This window comes from Sphingomonas sp. (assembly GCF_035944535.1).
Classification (GTDB): Bacteria; Pseudomonadota; Alphaproteobacteria; order Sphingomonadales; family Sphingomonadaceae; genus Sphingomonas_B.
In genome coordinates this window covers 1-16,035 of the sequence record NZ_DASZBC010000009.1, presented here as the reverse complement: position 1 = coordinate 16,035, position 16,035 = coordinate 1, and the positions used below count along the sequence as shown (strand labels likewise).

Sequence of the window (16,035 nt, the reverse complement as noted above, 5' to 3'; positions counted from 1 at the left end):
GGCTTAACGGCTGCGCAAGGGCTGAGCGCCTAGAGCCGCAGCTGTGACGGAGATGCATGCAGAAGGCGCGCGGCTCGCTTCGATCCAGCGGCTGCGCGGGATCGCGGCGTTGCTCGTCGTCCTCGTCCACGCCATCGACCTCGCCGACCGCTCGCCCGATGCCGGAGCGCTCGCGCCGCTGTGGCTGATCAATGACCTGGGTGCGAGCGGCGTCGACCTGTTCTTCGTGCTGAGCGGCTTCGTCATGACGCTGGGGCTGGATCGGTTCACCGGCCCGGGCGGATGGCGGCGTTTTCTGGTCGCGCGTGCGATACGGATCCTGCCGCTCTTCTGGCTGCTGAACTTGCTGCTGATCGTGCTGATCGGGACGATTCCAGACTGGCGGTCGGCCATCACGGCGCTGTTGCTGTTGCCGGCGGCTGATATGCGCGACTTTTACTTTCCGCCCTTGTGGGTCGGTTGGACGCTGGCGTTCGAGGCCGGCTTTTACCTGATGGTCGCTTTGGCAGCTCGGAGCGCCCGTCCGGCTGTAGCTTTGGTGGCGCTGGTCGGAGCGGCGAGCCTTGCGGGCGCAGTTCTGCAGCCGAGTTGGCCTCTGGCGCAGGTGCTACTGAATCCGATCATGCTGGAGTTCGGACTGGGGGTCCTGATCTGCCTCGCCTGGCGCCGAGGCGTGTCAGCCTCGATCAGATCAGCGTGCATCATCACAGGCGCGCTGCTGCTCGTTGTGCCGCGGCTGCTGATGGCAGAGGTCGTGTTTTCGCCCGAAGCTGGACTCGTGATCGACGGGACGTTGAGCTTCCACCGCGTGCTGTTCTGGGGTGTGCCTTGGGCGCTGATCCTGACCGGAGCCACCGGCGGAGCGGATCGCAGCCATAGGGGTGGGCTGCTGCACAAGCTCGGCGACGCCTCCTATTCGCTTTATCTATCCCATGCGATTTTGGTGGCGCTGATAGAGAACTCGCTTGCCGGCAGCGGCGCCTATCAGGCGATCGTCACCGTGACGACCGCGTCGATGGCACTTGGTCTTGCCACGCATCGCTGGGTCGAACAGCCGCTCGCGCGGTTGCTCCGGCGCACTGGCGACGCGTCTGCCCCGACTATGGTCGATGGTAGCAGGCGCGTCGGCCAAGCTTAGAGCATGATCGACGTTGGCTGACGCAAATTCGTCATTGCGAGCAAAGCGAAGCAATCCAGCTTGGGCTTATGCGACTCCTAGATTGCTTCGTCGCTTCGCTCCTCGCAATGACGATCCCCTAAGGCGATCAAGCTTTAGGCGGCGAGCGCGACCTTCCGATCGCGGCGACGGATCGCGGCCCCGGCCATCGCGAAGCCGGCGACCATCATGCCCCAGGTGGCCGGCTCGGGCACGGCGGAGATGCCGAACTGGCGCACGATGTCGCGGAACAGGGCCTTCTGTACCGCAGCGGTCGGGTGAGTGCCGTCGAAAGAGAAGATGCCCTGGCAGCCGGTCGCCTGCGCACGCAGCTGGATGCAGCTCCGGTCGGTGCGCAGCGGCGGGAGGCCGAGCGCACCCGGATTGGTCGCTAGCGTGTTGAAGAAGTTGATATAGCTGAACCGGTAGAGCTCGGTGCCCGGCGCGAGCGTCAGCCCGGTCAGCGCGGCTTGCAGCTGCGCGTCGATTTGCACGGCGAGCGGCACGGTCGCATTCGGGATGCCGGTCACCAGGATGTTGCGCGCACCGAGATTGTTGAGCGTCTGCACCGCGCCGACATACTGGTTCACGATCGCGTTGATATACTCGGACGGGTTGGTGAAGGGCAGCAGCTGAGTCGGGTCGCCGGCGGCAAAGCGGCCGAGCGCGAAGATGTCGTTGCCGCCTGCGTTCAGGATGTAGAGGGCGTTGGGGTCGGCGACCGGACCTTTGGCTGCGACATAAGCGCCGATCTGTGGGTTGAGATCGGGGATCGTGTCCCGCGCGTCAGTCACCACGCGAGCGCCGCCGAACGCGAAGTTGTTCCCGCCCCTCAGCGAGGCTTTGGTCGCCGTGCCGAACAGCTGATAGTTGATATAGTCGACATAGTTATAGCCGTTGGTGAACCGACCCTCGAAATAGCCCAGCGACTTGTTGGGCGTGGTCCCGCCGGTGACCACGCTGATGTTGCCAGCATCGACGAGGCTGTCGCCGAATACGTAGAGCGCGCTGTAGTTGTTCTGATTGCCGGGGCTGGCGGCATTTGCCGGGGCGGTGAGCGCCAGTGCGGCGGCAGTGAGTGCGAACCCAATCGTTATGCGCATGCGATCCTCTCCTGTTTTTTATGACAGGAAGGTTACCGCTGCCGGGCATCTCTGCCAACGGCTTTAATCGAATCTTTACAGCTACTTAGGGCGCGGATAAGATGACGCTACGGCACCGTAGCGGCAGGCGTTCAGCCTTGCGCTTCCACCTGTTCGGCCAGCACCGTAAGACCGCGCTCATTCACTTCGGCAAAGCCGCCGGTCACACGAATCGCGGTCGGCGCGGCGCCCTGCGCAGCCACGACCAGTAGCTCGCCGTCGCGCAGGGTGGAGACGAGCGGGGCATGATTTTCCAGCACACCGAAGTCACCCTCGGTGCCGGGAACGGTCACCATATACACGTCCTCTGAGCGGACGAGCTTTTCGGGAGTCACGAGTTCGAAGTGCAGGGGCATCTCATATTCCTTCCACCGTCATTGCGAGGAGCGGAGCGACGAAGCAATCCAGCAGCTCGGATGCGGCACTGGATTGCTTCGCTACGCTCGCAATGACGAGGTATTACGCGTTGTCCGCCATCTTCTTGGCCTTTTCGACCGCCTCGTCGATGCCGCCGACCATGTAGAAGGCGGCTTCCGGCAGGTGGTCGTATTCGCCATCCACCACCGCCTTGAACGACTTCACCGTGTCTTCGAGTGCGACGAACTTGCCCGGGATGTTGGTGAACACTTCGGCGACGTGGAAGGGCTGGGACAGGAAGCGCTGGATCTTGCGCGCGCGGCTGACGACCAACTTATCCTCTTCACTCAGCTCATCCATGCCGAGGATGGCGATGATGTCCTGCAGCGACTTGTAGCGCTGCAGCGTCGACTGGACGGCGCGGGCAGTCTCGTAATGCTCCTGGCCGACGACCCGCGGCTCCAGCACGCGGCTGGTCGAGTCGAGCGGGTCCACCGCCGGGTAGATGCCGAGCTCCGAGATGGCGCGCGACAGCACGGTGGTGGCGTCCAGGTGCGCGAACGACGTGGCGGGCGCCGGGTCGGTCAAGTCGTCAGCAGGCACGTAGATGGCCTGGACCGAGGTGATCGAGCCCTTGTTGGTCGAGGTGATCCGCTCCTGCAGCGCGCCCATGTCGGTCGCGAGCGTCGGCTGATAGCCCACGGCCGAGGGGATGCGGCCGAGCAGCGCCGACACTTCCGAACCCGCCTGGGTGAAGCGGAAGATGTTGTCGACGAAGAACAGCACGTCCTGCCCTTCAACGTCGCGGAAATATTCGGCGATCGTCAGGCCCGATAGCGCGACGCGGGCGCGAGCGCCCGGCGGCTCGTTCATCTGGCCATAAACCAGGGCCACCTTCGAGCCTTCGGAGGTCGGGTTGCCCTCGGCATCCTTGGCGATGACGCCCGCATCGAGGAACTCGTGATAAAGGTCGTTGCCCTCGCGGGTTCGCTCGCCGACGCCGGCGAACACCGAGGTGCCGCCATGGCCCTTGGCGATGTTGTTGATCAGCTCCTGGATCAGCACGGTCTTGCCGACGCCGGCGCCGCCGAACAGGCCGATCTTGCCGCCCTTGGCGTAAGGCGCGAGCAGGTCGATCACCTTGATGCCGGTGACCAGGATCGAGCTTTCGGTCGACTGGTCGACGAACACCGGCGCTTCGGCATGGATCGGCGCGGTTTCGGTGTGACCGACGGGGCCGCGCTCGTCGATCGGCTCGCCGACCACGTTCAGGATTCGGCCGAGCGTCTTGGGACCGACCGGCACGCGGATCTGCGAGCCAGTGTCGCGCACGGCCTGTCCGCGGGTCAGGCCTTCGGTCGAGTCCATCGCGATGGTGCGGACGGTGTTCTCGCCGAGATGCTGCGCAACTTCGAGGACGAGGCGGTTGCCGCCATTGTCCGTCTCGAGCGCCGACAGGATGGCGGGGAGGTGGCCGTCGAACGACACGTCGACGACGGCGCCGATCACCTGGGCGATGCGGCCCGTATTGCCGCCCGCGGCAGTCGAGCGTTCGAGAGTCTGAGGCTCAAGCATGTGCGTCTTCCTTCAGCGTAACTTTACAGCGCCTCAGCGCCGGAGATGATTTCGACGAGTTCGGTGGTGATCGCAGCCTGGCGCTGCCGGTTATAGGCGATCGACAGGCGGTTGATCATATCGCCGGCATTGCGGGTCGCATTGTCCATCGCGGTCATCTGCGAGCCGTAGAAGCCGGCCTGGTTCTCGAGCAGCGCGCGATAGATCTGAATCGCTACGTTCTTCGGCAGCAGGTCCGCCAAGATTGCTTCCTCGTCGGGCTCGTAGGTGACGGCCGCCGAGACCGAAGTTGAGGAAGCAGAGCTTGTGGCGTCGAGCGGCACCGGGATGATCTGCTTGCCGGTCGGCTCCTGCACCAGCGCCGACTGGAACCTGGAAAAGAACAGGTGCGCGACGTCGAACTCGCCGGCGTCGTAGCGGGCGATCAGGTCCTGCGCGATCGCCTGCGCGTCCTCGAACGCCGCCTTCTTGGCATGGCTCATGTCGAAGTCGTGCAGCGTCTGCTTGGGGTAATAGCGGTTGATCACGCCGCGGCCCTTGCGGCCGGCGAGGTAGAAGCGGACCGTCTTGCCCTGCGCCTGCAACTCGTCGGCCTGGCGCCGGGCCGCGCGGACGATGTTGGTGTTGAAGCCGCCGGCGAGACCGCGCTCCGAAGTCATGACGACGATCAGGTGCACATCCGACTTGCCGGTGCCGGCGAGCAGGCGTGGCGAGGAGGCGCTGATCGTCACCTTCGAGGCAAGGCTCGCCATCACCGCTTCCAGCCGCTCGGCATAAGGGCGGCCGGCCACCGCCGCGTCCTGCGCACGGCGCAGCTTCGCGGCGGCGACGGTCTTCATCGCCTTGGTGATCTTCTGCGTCGACTTCACCGAGCCGATACGGAGTTTCAGAGCCTTGAGGCTGGCCATCTTCTCAATTCGTCCATTGTGCCGTCATGCTGAACTCGTTTCAGCATAAGACTTCCGGGTCCTCGCGGGCGGACGCCTTATCCCGAAACAAGTTCGGGATGACGGGTTAGGTCTTACGCAAACGTCTTCGCGAACTGGTCGAGAGCGCCCTTGAGCTTGCCCTTGACGTCGTCGCCCAGGTCGCGGCTGTCGCGGATGCCCGACAGCACGTCCGGATGCGAGGAGCGCAGGTAAGCGATCATCTCGCGCTCATAGCGGGTCACCGCCTCGACCGGCACATTGTCCAGATAGCCGTTGGTGCCGGCGAAGATCGACACCGTCTGCTCCTCGAACGGCATCGGGTTGAACTGGGGCTGCTTCAGCAGCTCCGTCAGCCGGGCGCCGCGAGCGAGCAGCTTCTGGGTCGACGCGTCGAGGTCCGAACCGAACTGCGCGAACGCCGCCATTTCGCGATACTGGGCGAGCTCGAGCTTGATCGAGCCAGACACCTTCTTCATCGCCTTGGTCTGCGCGGCCGAGCCGACGCGGCTGACCGAGAGGCCGACGTTAATGGCCGGACGGATGCCGGCGAAGAACAGGTCGGTCTCAAGGAAGATTTGGCCGTCGGTGATCGAGATCACGTTGGTCGGGATATAGGCGGACACGTCACCCGCCTGCGTCTCAATAATCGGCAGCGCGGTCAGTGAGCCATTGCCGTTCGCGTCGTTGAGCTTGGCGGCGCGCTCCAGCAAGCGGCTGTGCAGGTAGAAGACGTCGCCCGGATAGGCTTCGCGGCCCGGCGGACGGCGCAGCAGCAGCGACATCTGGCGGTAAGCGACGGCCTGCTTCGACAGATCGTCATAGACGATCAGCGCGTGCATGCCGTTGTCGCGGAAATATTCCCCCATCGCGCAGCCGGTATAGGGCGCGAGGAACTGCAGCGGCGCCGGGTCCGACGCGGTCGCGGCGACGACGATGGAATATTCCATTGCGCCATTTTCTTCGAGCATGCGCACGATCTGCGCGACGGTCGAACGCTTTTGCCCCACCGCGACATAGATGCAGTAAAGCTTCTTCGACTCGTCGTCGCCCTTGTTGACTTCCTTCTGGTTGATGAAGGTGTCGATCGCGACGGCAGTCTTGCCGGTCTGGCGGTCGCCAATGATCAGCTCGCGCTGGCCGCGGCCAACAGGGACGAGCGCGTCCAGTGCCTTCAGGCCGGTCTGCACCGGCTCGTGCACCGACTTGCGCGGAATGATGCCCGGCGCCTTCACTTCGGCGCGGCGGCGCTCTGCACCCACGATCGGGCCCTTGCCGTCGATCGGGTTGCCAAGACCGTCGACCACGCGACCGAGCAGACCCTTGCCGACCGGCACGTCAACGATGGTGCCGGTGCGCTTGACAGTGTCGCCTTCCTTGATCTCGGCGTCGGAGCCGAACACCACGACGCCAACATTGTCGGCCTCAAGGTTCAGCGCCATGCCTTGCACGCCATTGGCGAACTCGACCATTTCGCCGGCCTGGACATTGTCGAGGCCATAGACGCGCGCGATGCCGTCGCCGACCGACAGCACCTGGCCGGTTTCGGACACTTCGGCTTCGGTGCCGAAATTGGCGATCTGGTCCTTGATGACCCGGGAGATTTCTGCGGCGCGGATATCCATTGTGTAAGCCTTCAGCCTTTCATCGCGTGCGCGAGGGAGTTCAGACGAGTGCGGATGGAGCTGTCGATCATCTGCGAGCCGATGCGGACGACCAGCCCGCCCAAGATGGTGGGATCGACATTGAGTTCAACGGCGACGTCGCGGCCAATGCGCTGACGCAGCTGCGTTTTCAGCTGCGCGACCTGAGTATCGTCGAGCGGGTGGGCGGAGGTGACTTCCGCCGTCGTTTCGCCGCGGTGGCGGGCAGCCAGCATGCGGAAGTTGCGGATCACCATCGGCAGCTGTCCGAGACGGCGATTCTGCGCGAGCACGCCCAGGAATCGCGTGGTGATCGGATCGAGCGCGAGCGCGTTTGCCGTGGCGGCAATACCCTTCGCGGCTTCCTCGCGGCTGACCACGGGGCTGGTCGTCAGGGTGCGGAAATCATCCGACTGGTCGAGCGCCGCACGCAACCGGCTGAGGCTCGTTTCCACCGACTCGATCTGCTTTTCCTCGCGCGCGAGCTCGAACAGCGCGGTCGCATAGCGCCCTGAAAGGCTAGCCCCAATGCCGCCGGAATTCTCCACGCGTGAAATGCCTCCAAGAGGTGAATGTCAGCTTGCGCCAAAGGGGGCGCGCGAACGCACCCGGCCAAGTCGCGGCGGCGGTTAGCAAAGGGGTGCGGACGATGCAAGCGGCTCAAAGCGTGGCACAAGGAGCAGCGTGTTCCCCGGCGAAGGCCGGGGCCCACGCCTCATTCTCGTTCCATGGACCCCGGCCTCCGCCGGGGAGCGCTGGTCTGGAGCTTTGACCGCAAGGCGCGGGACGCGAAGCGAATCGCGCGCAGCTAAACGAGGCTCCGACAAGGAGACATGCATTGGCCTATCTGATCCAGGGACTCGATCCGCAACTCGCCCGCGCCGCCGATGCGCGGCGGGTAACTGTTACGGCCAAGCCCGGCTTCCCTTGCCGCGCCACGCTGGAAGATGCCGAGATCGGCGAGACGGTGTTGCTGTTCAACCATGTATCGAACGACAGCGAAGGCCCGTTCCGCGCCAGCTTTGCCATCTATGTGCGCGAACAGGCACTGGTCGCGATTACGTATTGCGATGTGCTGCCGCCTGTCTTCGCGACTCGAACCATCAGCCTGCGCGGCTTCGACGAAGCAGGCGATCTCCGCACGGCCGAACTGGCGAGCGGGGAGGAGATCGACCCGGCAATCAGGGCGATGCTGGAGCGGCCGGATATCGCCTTCATCAACGCCCATAATGCCGCGGCGGGCTGTTTTGCCGCGCGGATCGTGCGAGACTGAGCCATGGCGACCGCATTCAAATACAGCGACGACGAAGCCTGGGCGGCGGTGCTGCGGCGCGACCGGAGCGTGGACGGCCGCTTCGTCACCGGCGTGCTGACGACGGGCATCTATTGCCGGCCGAGCTGCGCCGCGCGGCACCCCAAGCGCGACAATGTCCGTTTCTTCGCCACCGGATCGGAGGCTGCGCAAGCCGGACTGAGGCCGTGCCTGCGCTGCAAGCCGGACGAGGTCGCGCGCGATGCCGAAGCGGTCGAGCGGGCAATCGCGCTGATCGAAGCCGCTGAAACGCCGCCGTCGCTGGACGCGCTGGCGGAGGCGGTCGGCTATTCGCCTTTCCACTTCCACCGGCTGTTCAAGCGCGCGACCGGCGTCACGCCTGCCGATTATGCCCGGGCGCGACGCGCCGGGCAGATGGAAAAGAGCCTGGCGCGGGAAGCCCGCGTCACCGACGCGATCTACGGCGCGGGCTATTCGGGCCCGAGCCGCTTCTATGAGGATGCCAGGCGACGGCTGGGGATGACGCCCAGCGCCTGGCGCAATGGCGGCGCGGGGGTGACGATCCGCTGGGCGACTGCGGAAACGGAACTCGGCACCATGCTGGTTGCGGCGACGGAGAAGGGCATTTGCCGCCTCTCCTTCGACGAGGACGAATCTGCGCTCGTCCGGCGCTTCCCCAAGGCGGAAATCGCCCATGGCGGCGGCGAAATGACCGAACTGGTGCAGCGGGTGGTCGCGGCGGTGAACGCGCCCGGCGCGCCTCACGATCTACCGTTGGACGTGCACGGCACCGTCTTTCAGCAGGCGGTGTGGCGCGAGTTGCAGCGGATCCCGCCGGGCGAAACGCGGACCTATGCCCAGATCGCGGCAGCCGTGGGGCGGCCGGGGGCGGTACGGGCGGCGGGCACAGCCAATGGCGACAACAATGTCGCGGTGCTGATCCCCTGCCACCGCGTTATCCGCAGCGACGGCACGCTTGGCGGCTATGCCTATGGGCTGGAGCGCAAGGCGGAGCTGCTGCGTCGGGAGGCCGGCGCCTAGCCTGCATCCGGCCGGCAGCTATAGACCAGCCGCTCGTTGGGAGCGGGGGGCAGCAAGTCGCGCAGGGCGGCGTTGAGTTCGCCAACGCTGCGGGAGGCATCAGGCTCGCAGCCGGCGACCGCGTGGCGCGACTGCAGCTTACGCGCGGCCGCTGCCGTTTCCGCGGAGAGGAAGAAGCGCTCGACAGTCAGCCGACCGTTGTCGGAGTCGAGCCGGCGTACTTGCGCGATCGCTTCGCGCGGAGACACATCGGCCCGCTCGTAGCGACCGTCCGTCTCCGCAAAGGCGGTGCGGCCCGACTCGCAGCCTGGGCCGGTCAAATCGAGGCGCACTTCCTTCGGCTCGGATACGGTCAGCCTGCTTCGCTCCAGGTCCGGACGGCAGAGCAGGGCACCTTGCACTCCAGCTACTGATCGCGCGCGCGGCTGTTCGGCGGCGAGGCGCATATCGGCTTGATCAAGGTCGGGCCGCTCGGCCCAGGCAATCGGCGCTCCGGCCATCAGCAGCAGGCCGGCCGCACCGGACGCGGTCGCGAGCTTTCGGTCGTGGTGCACTGCCAATACCATCCCGCCATTCACGAACAGCACGCCGAACACGAGCAGCAGCCCTGCCACCGCAAGGCCGGTGTCGCGTTCGGCCATGATCTCGTCGCGGAGCTGCTGGCGGCGGCTGGCGAGTCGTTCCTGCGAAAGTGCGGCGCGCTTGCGCGCCTCCTCCGCCTGCTGGGCCTCGCCGCGCGCGAGCCGTTCGTCGATCGCCGCCTGCTCGGCGCTGCTTCGGCAGGGCAGGCCGGTCACATTCGCGCGCACTCCGGCCGAGCGGAGAAACGGAAGTATCTCGCGAACGGAAACGGAGAAGCCGAACACAGCATCCACGCCTTCGGAATTGGAGACGAAACTGTTGATGCCGACAATCCGCCCGCAGGCATCGACCAGCGGTCCGCCCGAGTTGCCCCGACCGATGGAGGCGTCGTGCAGCACCGTGTCGAAGCGCTGCGAAGACTGGCCGCCCGAGACTCGGCCCCAGCTCTTGACCGGCGCGGCGGGCGTGACGAAGCCCTCGGCGCTCAGTTCGCGCGCCCGATCGACGGAAAAAGGATAGCCGAGCGCCGCCACTGCCGCGCCGTCCTGCACGGGCCCGGTAGCGATCGTCGCCGGCTCCACCCGGCCGTCGATCAGCTGAATGAGTGCCAAGTCGCGCTGCGGCTCATAGGCGATCAGCCTGCCGGTAAAGCGCTTGCGGCCTTCCGAAGGCACGACGCCGATAATCGCTTCGCCCTCGGCGGCGTCGGTCAGCACATGAGCGTTGGTGAGGATCTTGTCGGGCGCGACCGCGACGCCGCTACCGGTGCCGATCCCCGCCGCTTCCCCGTCTTCCATCGAGACCACAACGACCCGCACCACGCTGCGCCCCGCTGCCGCAACGTCCAGATTGTCCTGGGCTAGGGCTGGAGAGGAGAATAGCGCCAAAGCCATGCTCAGCGCCATCTTCAACACTGTTCGGGCTGAGCCTGTCGAAGCCCTGCTTTTCACTACCCGCCTCACAACAATGAAGAACAGGCCTTCGACAAGCTCAGGCCGAACGGTTCCCGGGGTCAGCGCGTCAGAAACGCTTTTATTTCCTCCGCGAATGCATCGGGTGCGTCGAGCATGATGAAGTGGGCGGCGCCCGGCACGCGCTTCACCGTGGCGCCCGCGATTGGGGCGTAGGCTGCCTGATACACCCCATCCATCTGGGCGTCGGTAAAGGGCGCACCGGCCGGCGTCACGTAGAGCACGGTGGTCGGCACCTTGATCGCCGGCAGCTCGCCCCGCAGGTCGGTAACGATCAGCTCGGAGAAGGCATTGGCGATGGTGTCCGGATTGCTGGCGCGGCTATCTTCGAGCGGGCCGGTGCGTTCGGCGACGGTGTTGATCATCGAGTTGATCGTCCGTTCGCGCTCGGCGGCGCGCTCTTCCGGCGTCGCCTTGGCAGAGCGGGCGCGCATCGCGTCGGCGATCGGGCGCACACTGTCCGCGGTCGCGGTGGGGCCGGCAAACATCTGGCCGATGAAGGGGTGCATATCGACCACCATCAGCTTCGAGATGCTGGAGGGGTAGCGCGCCGCCACCATCATGCTGATCGTGCCGCCCATCGAGTGGCCGATCAGCGCCGGCGCCTGCAGTTTCTCTTCGTTAATATAGCGCGCAATCTCATCGGCGACCGGCGCCACTACCGCCCCCTGCGCATTGCCTCCCGGCGCCGCCGATCCCATGCCGGCAATCTGCACCAGGTGATAACGGAAGCCCGGCACCCGCTCGACCGTGCCCTTCCATACCCGTGGCGAAGACGCCAGACCGTGCACCAGCACGACATCCGGGCCCGAGCCCTCGGTCGTAACGCTGATACGATCGGAGTTGAAGGCGGCGAACGAAGGGGCTGCGGCAATCATGGCCGCAGCCGCGAACAATCCACGGAACACGCTGTCTCTCCTGAACCTTTTGCTGCCTCGTCTTACGACGGCGCGTGCGTCAAAGGAAGCTGTAGGGATCAACGTCCACCGTGACCCGCACGCTGTTCGGCCAGTCGAGCGCGCCCAGCCACTCGCGGATCACGTCCTGCACGTCGAGCGCACGGGTGGCATGGATCAGCAGGCGGTGGCGGTGCCGTCCGCGCAGCATGGCCAGCGGGGCAGGGGCGGGGCCGAACACGTGCATATTCTCGATGTGCGGCGCGGTCTTGCCGATCAGCCGTGCCGTCTCGGTCGCGGCCTGAGCATTTTCCGATGAGACGATGATCGCCGCCATTCGGCCGAAGGGTGGCGCGCCGGCCTCGTGCCGCGCATCCGTTTCCGCCGCGTAGAAGCTGTCTGCGTCACCGCTCACCAGTGCCTGGATCACCGGTGCATTCACATCGTGCGTCTGGATGAAGACCCGGCCCGGCTTCGCGCCGCGACCGGCGCGGCCGGCCACCTGGGCGATCTGCTGAAAGGTGCGTTCCGCTGCGCGCAGATCGCCGCCGGACAGGCCCAGATCGGCATCGACCACGCCAACCAACGTAAGGTTGGGGAAGTGATAGCCCTTGGTGACGAGCTGCGTGCCGATCACGATGGAAATCTCGTTCGCTTCCATCCGCGCGACGAACTCGGCGGCGCGGGCGGGAGACCAGATCGTGTCCGAAGTGACGATGGCGCGCGGCGCGTCGGGGAAGAGGACGGCGACCTCGTCGGCGATCCGCTCGACACCCGGCCCGCAGGCGACGAGCGAGTCCTCGGCCTTGCACTCCGGGCAATGCTGAGGAGGCTTCGCGATCAACCCGCAATGATGGCATTGCAGCCGATGGATGAGCCGGTGCTCGACCAGCCAGGCGGTGCAGTTCGGGCACTGGAAACGATGGCCGCAATGGCGGCACAAGGTCAGCGGCGCATAGCCGCGGCGATTGAGGAACAGGAGCGCCTGCTCACCGCGTTCGAGCGTCTCCTCGATCGACTTGACCAGCGTCGGGGCCAGCCAGTGCCCGCGGGGCGGCGGATCGGAGAGGAGGTCGATCGCCTCGATATCGGGTAGCTGGGCGCCGCCATAGCGTGCCGGCAGTTTCACTTCCTCGTAGCGGCCAAGCTGGACCTGGTGACGCGTTTCGATCGCCGGCGTTGCAGAGGCGAGGATCACCGGAATCTCCTCGAAGCGTCCGCGCATCACGGCCGTGTCGCGCGCGTGATAGTTTACGCCTTCCTCCTGCTTGAAGCTCGCCTCATGCGCTTCATCGACGACGATCAGGCCGAGATTGGCATAGGGCAGGAACAGCGACGAGCGGGCGCCGACCACCACTTTCGCATCTCCGCTGGCGATAGCGCGCCATGCGCGGCGGCGTTGCGATTGGCGCAGGTCCGAATGCCACGCGACCGGCTGCGTGCCGAACCGGGCGGCGAAACGGCGGAGGAACGGCTCGGTCAGCGCGATCTCGGGCAGCATGACGAGGCTCTGGCGCCCTTGGCGCAGCGCCTCGGCAATCGCCTCGAAATAAACTTCGGTCTTGCCCGATCCGGTGACCCCGTCGAGCAGGAACGTCTGGAACGCGCGCGCGCCGACAGCCTGTGTGAAGCGAGTCGCGGCGGCCTGCTGTTCAGGGGTGAGGTCGGGCGGACTATGGTCCGGATCGGGAGCGTCGAACGGCGTGTCGAGCGAGACTTCGACCGGCTCGATGGCCCCCGCCTTGCACAAGCCGCGGATTACCGCGTCGGACACTCCGGCGATCATTGCCAGTTCGCGCACCAGTCCTTGGCGATCGCCGATCCGCTCCAGCGCCTGCGCGCGTTGTGGTGTGAGCCGGTCCGGGACCAACCCCGTGGCGCGATATTCGAGCACGGTACGTCCGCCCTCCAGCGCCGACGAGGAGGGCAGCGCCATGCGCAGCACGGCGGCAGGCGGCGCGAGATAATAATCAGCCGTCCACTCGATCAGTCGCCGCAGTCTGGCGTTGAGCGGCGGCGCCTCATGCACGGCGAGGAGGTTGCGCAGCCGGTTGTCCCCGACCTCGCCCGCCGACGGCATCAACTCGGGCTCCCAGACAACGCCGGTCAGCTGCCGCGGGCCGAGGGGCGCGACGACAATGGAGCCCGGTTCGACCGACATCCCGTGCGGCACTCGGTAATCGAGCGGCCCGAGCGCGGCATTGAGCAGGAGGACGCGGGCGCGGGACATGGGAGCGGCTAGTTAGGAGCGGAACTCCGCCTCGTCATCCCGAACTTGTTCATGAATCACGAAGAAACCTGGACTAGTCGTCCGGAAATGGGTGAAGGCCGTTGGCGTCGGCGGCCATGAACAGCCGATCGACGAGCTTGCGTTCCTCCGCCGTAATGTAGGGATTCCAGACGTCGAGGATCAGCACCGCGCGGAGCTGGTCGCTGTCGTTCCACGCCTCGTGCTCAATCGTGTCGTCGAAAGCGAAGGCTTCCCCTTCGACCCATTGCCGCGTCTCGCCGCCGACGCGGAAGCCGCAGCCTTCGGGAACGATCAGCGCCAGATGGACGATGGTGCGGGTGTTGGTGACGCCGGTGTGCGGCGGAATGCGCGTCTTCGGGTGGAGCAGCGAGAAGAAGGCAGTCGGCGCCCGGCCCGCGTGGCTGGCGAGAGGCAGTTTGGCGAGCACGGCAGCCGTTTCGGGGCAGCGCGCGCAATGCTCGTCCATCCGCTTGCCGTGCCGCCATAGAAAATAGGCGCTCCACCGCTCGCTATGGTCGAGATGGCTCCATTTGCTCTCGGGATAGCCGGACGGATACTGGACATAAGGCGCAAAGCCCTTGTCGCCCTTGGCCAGCAGATCTTGCAGTTCGGCGCGGATGGCGGGCGTCGCTGCCTCCAGCTCGGCCAGCCAAGGGAAATGCTCGCGATCAAAAAACTCGTCCGCGGGCAGGAAGGGGAAGTGCAGCCCGTCGCACTGATTGGCATAGATGCGCCGCCGCCCGAGCATCGCGTCCACGGCCGCGTCGAAGCGCCGTGTGTCGCGCCGTTCCAGCCCGGTGCGTGCGGAAGCAAGCTCCTGGTCGAGCAAGGCTGCGGTCCGCTGCTGCTGTGCCGAGGCAAAGGCCAGGCCGTGAGCAAGCAGGTCGCGCAGTTCCTGCGACAGTTGCTCCTGCGGCGGCGCTACCATCGAGGCGTTCGACCAGAGTGTTGCCGCCGCAACATCCTGGCCCTGGCGCTGCAGCAGATGCGCCTTGCGCAACAACGCCAGAAAGAAGCGGGCGTCTATCGCGAGCGCCTTGTCGAGGGCTGCGAGCTCGCCAGCATCGTCGCCCAATTCGCGCGCTGCGCGAGCGACATTCATCCACAGCACGGGCTCATTCGGGTCGGCAGCGGCGGCGCGGGCGAACAGGTCGCGTGCGCGCTCGAACTCGCCGGCGCCGAGCGCATGGGTGCCGAGCGAGTTCAGCGCCTGGGGGTGATCCGGCACGATCGCCACCACCTGTTCCAGATACCGGACGGCCATCTGTGGCCGCTGCGCCCGCTGCTCGGCCGCCGCCGCCGACAAGAGTTGCGCCACTTGCGCGTCGTTCACTCTGCTTTTCTCACTTCTCGTCACCCCGGGCTTGACCCGGGGTCCCGCTTCCACTTGACAGCGTCCGTAAAGAAGCTGGACCCCGGATCAAGTCCGGGGTGACGCAGAAGGATTAAAGGGCCACATGAAATTCTTCGTCGACACCGCCGACACCAACGACATCCGCGAACTTGCCGAGACGGGACTGCTCGACGGCGTCACCACCAATCCGTCGTTGATCCACAAGGCGGGGCGCGACTTTCTGGAGGTGGTGAAGGAAATTTGCGCGATCGTGCCGGGGCCGGTGTCGGCCGAGGTGGTGGCGCTCGATCACGAGACGATGATGAAGGAGGCCGAGATCCTCCGGAAGATTGCAGACAATGTCACCATCAAGGTGCCGCTGACGCTGGACGGGTTGAAGACCTGCCGCAAGCTGACCGATGACGGCACGATGGTGAACGTCACCCTTTGCTTTTCCGCCAACCAGGCGCTGCTTGCCGCCAAGGCGGGCGCGACCTTCATCTCGCCCTTTGTCGGCCGGCACGACGATGTCGGCTTCGACGGCATGCAGCTGATCAGCGACATCCGGCTGATCTACGACAATTATGATTTCGAGACCGAGATCCTGGTCGCAAGCGTGCGCCACCCTATCCATGTGCTGGAGAGCGCGAAGCTCGGCGCCGATGTCGCGACCATGCCCCCGGCCGTGATCCGCGCACTCGTCAAGCACCCGCTGACCGATAAGGGGATAGAGGGGTTCATGGCGGATTGGGCCAAGTCCGGGCAGAAGATTGGGTGACTTCAAGCCCCTCCCCTTCAGGGGAGGGGTTGGGGGTGAGGCAGGTCGGCCACTCCACAACCCCGGACAGCCCCCACCCCAACCCCTCCCCTGAAGGGGAGGGGCTTATTG

General features: G+C 65.8%; 14 protein-coding genes. 4 read left to right on the top strand and 10 right to left on the bottom strand.

Annotated elements, in window-relative coordinates; translation table 11 throughout:
* The first annotated feature begins 52 nt into the window (after nucleotides 1-52).
* Nucleotides 53-1,138: an acyltransferase gene (locus tag VGT77_RS09470; protein ID WP_327462135.1), complete on the top strand. Its 1,086-nt coding sequence runs from the start codon at nucleotides 53-55 to the stop codon at nucleotides 1,136-1,138.
* Between the two features lie 134 nt (nucleotides 1,139-1,272).
* Here VGT77_RS09470 and VGT77_RS09465 read toward each other — a convergent pair whose 3' ends face one another.
* The 6 genes from VGT77_RS09465 to VGT77_RS09440 form a co-directional block, all read right to left on the bottom strand.
* On the bottom strand, nucleotides 1,273-2,259 hold the full coding sequence (locus tag VGT77_RS09465; protein ID WP_327461894.1) for an SGNH/GDSL hydrolase family protein: 987 nt from the start codon (nucleotides 2,257-2,259) through the stop codon (nucleotides 1,273-1,275).
* Between the two features lie 131 nt (nucleotides 2,260-2,390).
* Nucleotides 2,391-2,654: an ATP synthase F1 subunit epsilon gene (locus VGT77_RS09460; RefSeq protein WP_327461892.1), complete on the bottom strand. Its 264-nt coding sequence runs from the start codon at nucleotides 2,652-2,654 to the stop codon at nucleotides 2,391-2,393.
* Between the two features lie 103 nt (nucleotides 2,655-2,757).
* On the bottom strand, nucleotides 2,758-4,230 hold the full coding sequence (atpD, locus tag VGT77_RS09455) for a F0F1 ATP synthase subunit beta (protein ID WP_327461890.1): 1,473 nt from the start codon (nucleotides 4,228-4,230) through the stop codon (nucleotides 2,758-2,760).
* A gap of 23 nt (nucleotides 4,231-4,253) precedes the next feature.
* Nucleotides 4,254-5,138: a F0F1 ATP synthase subunit gamma gene (locus VGT77_RS09450; RefSeq protein ID WP_327461888.1), complete on the bottom strand. Its 885-nt coding sequence runs from the start codon at nucleotides 5,136-5,138 to the stop codon at nucleotides 4,254-4,256.
* Between the two features lie 113 nt (nucleotides 5,139-5,251).
* Nucleotides 5,252-6,781, bottom strand: a complete 1,530-nt coding sequence (gene atpA, locus VGT77_RS09445; RefSeq protein ID WP_327461886.1) for a F0F1 ATP synthase subunit alpha — start codon at nucleotides 6,779-6,781, stop codon at nucleotides 5,252-5,254.
* 11 nt (nucleotides 6,782-6,792) lie between these two features.
* Nucleotides 6,793-7,347 carry a F0F1 ATP synthase subunit delta gene (locus tag VGT77_RS09440; RefSeq protein ID WP_327461884.1) on the bottom strand — a complete coding sequence of 185 codons (555 nt, stop codon included), beginning with the start codon at nucleotides 7,345-7,347 and terminating at the stop codon, nucleotides 6,793-6,795.
* 290 nt (nucleotides 7,348-7,637) lie between these two features.
* On the opposite strand from VGT77_RS09440, the gene VGT77_RS09435 reads away from it, so the two are divergent.
* Entirely contained in the window at nucleotides 7,638-8,072 is a 435-nt protein-coding gene (locus tag VGT77_RS09435; RefSeq protein ID WP_327461882.1) for a DUF1203 domain-containing protein, read from the top strand.
* A 3-nt stretch (nucleotides 8,073-8,075) separates the two neighbouring features.
* On the top strand, nucleotides 8,076-9,113 hold the full coding sequence (ada, locus tag VGT77_RS09430) for a bifunctional DNA-binding transcriptional regulator/O6-methylguanine-DNA methyltransferase Ada (RefSeq protein ID WP_327461880.1): 1,038 nt from the start codon (nucleotides 8,076-8,078) through the stop codon (nucleotides 9,111-9,113).
* On the opposite strand, the gene VGT77_RS09425 is transcribed toward ada, so the two are convergent.
* The 4 genes from VGT77_RS09425 to VGT77_RS09410 form a co-directional block, all read right to left on the bottom strand.
* Nucleotides 9,110-10,588: a serine protease gene (locus VGT77_RS09425; RefSeq protein ID WP_327461877.1), complete on the bottom strand. Its 1,479-nt coding sequence runs from the start codon at nucleotides 10,586-10,588 to the stop codon at nucleotides 9,110-9,112. The two genes, ada and VGT77_RS09425, sit on opposite strands and share 4 nt — an antisense overlap.
* A 119-nt stretch (nucleotides 10,589-10,707) precedes the next feature.
* Complete coding sequence (locus tag VGT77_RS09420; RefSeq protein ID WP_327461875.1) at nucleotides 10,708-11,574, bottom strand: alpha/beta hydrolase; 867 nt, start codon at nucleotides 11,572-11,574, stop codon at nucleotides 10,708-10,710.
* Between the two features lie 49 nt (nucleotides 11,575-11,623).
* Nucleotides 11,624-13,792, bottom strand: a complete 2,169-nt coding sequence (locus VGT77_RS09415) for a primosomal protein N' (RefSeq protein WP_327461873.1) — start codon at nucleotides 13,790-13,792, stop codon at nucleotides 11,624-11,626.
* A gap of 73 nt (nucleotides 13,793-13,865) precedes the next feature.
* Nucleotides 13,866-15,146: an aspartyl/asparaginyl beta-hydroxylase domain-containing protein gene (locus tag VGT77_RS09410; protein ID WP_327461871.1), complete on the bottom strand. Its 1,281-nt coding sequence runs from the start codon at nucleotides 15,144-15,146 to the stop codon at nucleotides 13,866-13,868.
* Nucleotides 15,147-15,270: 124 nt separating this feature from the next.
* Here VGT77_RS09410 and fsa point away from each other — a divergent pair, with 124 nt between their 5' ends.
* Nucleotides 15,271-15,924 carry a fructose-6-phosphate aldolase gene (gene fsa / locus VGT77_RS09405; protein ID WP_327461869.1) on the top strand — a complete coding sequence of 218 codons (654 nt, stop codon included), beginning with the start codon at nucleotides 15,271-15,273 and terminating at the stop codon, nucleotides 15,922-15,924.
* Nucleotides 15,925-16,035: the final 111 nt, after the last annotated feature.

Coding starts and splice junctions, on each gene's coding strand:
- VGT77_RS09470 (WP_327462135.1), top strand. CDS start 53: ATGCATGCAGAAGGCGCGCGGCTCGCTTCGATCCAGCGGCTGCGCGGG.
- VGT77_RS09465 (WP_327461894.1), bottom strand. CDS start 2,259: ATGCGCATAACGATTGGGTTCGCACTCACTGCCGCCGCACTGGCGCTC.
- VGT77_RS09460 (WP_327461892.1), bottom strand. CDS start 2,654: ATGCCCCTGCACTTCGAACTCGTGACTCCCGAAAAGCTCGTCCGCTCA.
- atpD (WP_327461890.1), bottom strand. CDS start 4,230: ATGCTTGAGCCTCAGACTCTCGAACGCTCGACTGCCGCGGGCGGCAAT.
- VGT77_RS09450 (WP_327461888.1), bottom strand. CDS start 5,138: ATGGCCAGCCTCAAGGCTCTGAAACTCCGTATCGGCTCGGTGAAGTCG.
- atpA (WP_327461886.1), bottom strand. CDS start 6,781: ATGGATATCCGCGCCGCAGAAATCTCCCGGGTCATCAAGGACCAGATC.
- ada (WP_327461880.1), top strand. CDS start 8,076: ATGGCGACCGCATTCAAATACAGCGACGACGAAGCCTGGGCGGCGGTG.
- VGT77_RS09425 (WP_327461877.1), bottom strand. CDS start 10,588: ATGGCTTTGGCGCTATTCTCCTCTCCAGCCCTAGCCCAGGACAATCTG.
- VGT77_RS09415 (WP_327461873.1), bottom strand. CDS start 13,792: ATGTCCCGCGCCCGCGTCCTCCTGCTCAATGCCGCGCTCGGGCCGCTC.
- fsa (WP_327461869.1), top strand. CDS start 15,271: ATGAAATTCTTCGTCGACACCGCCGACACCAACGACATCCGCGAACTT.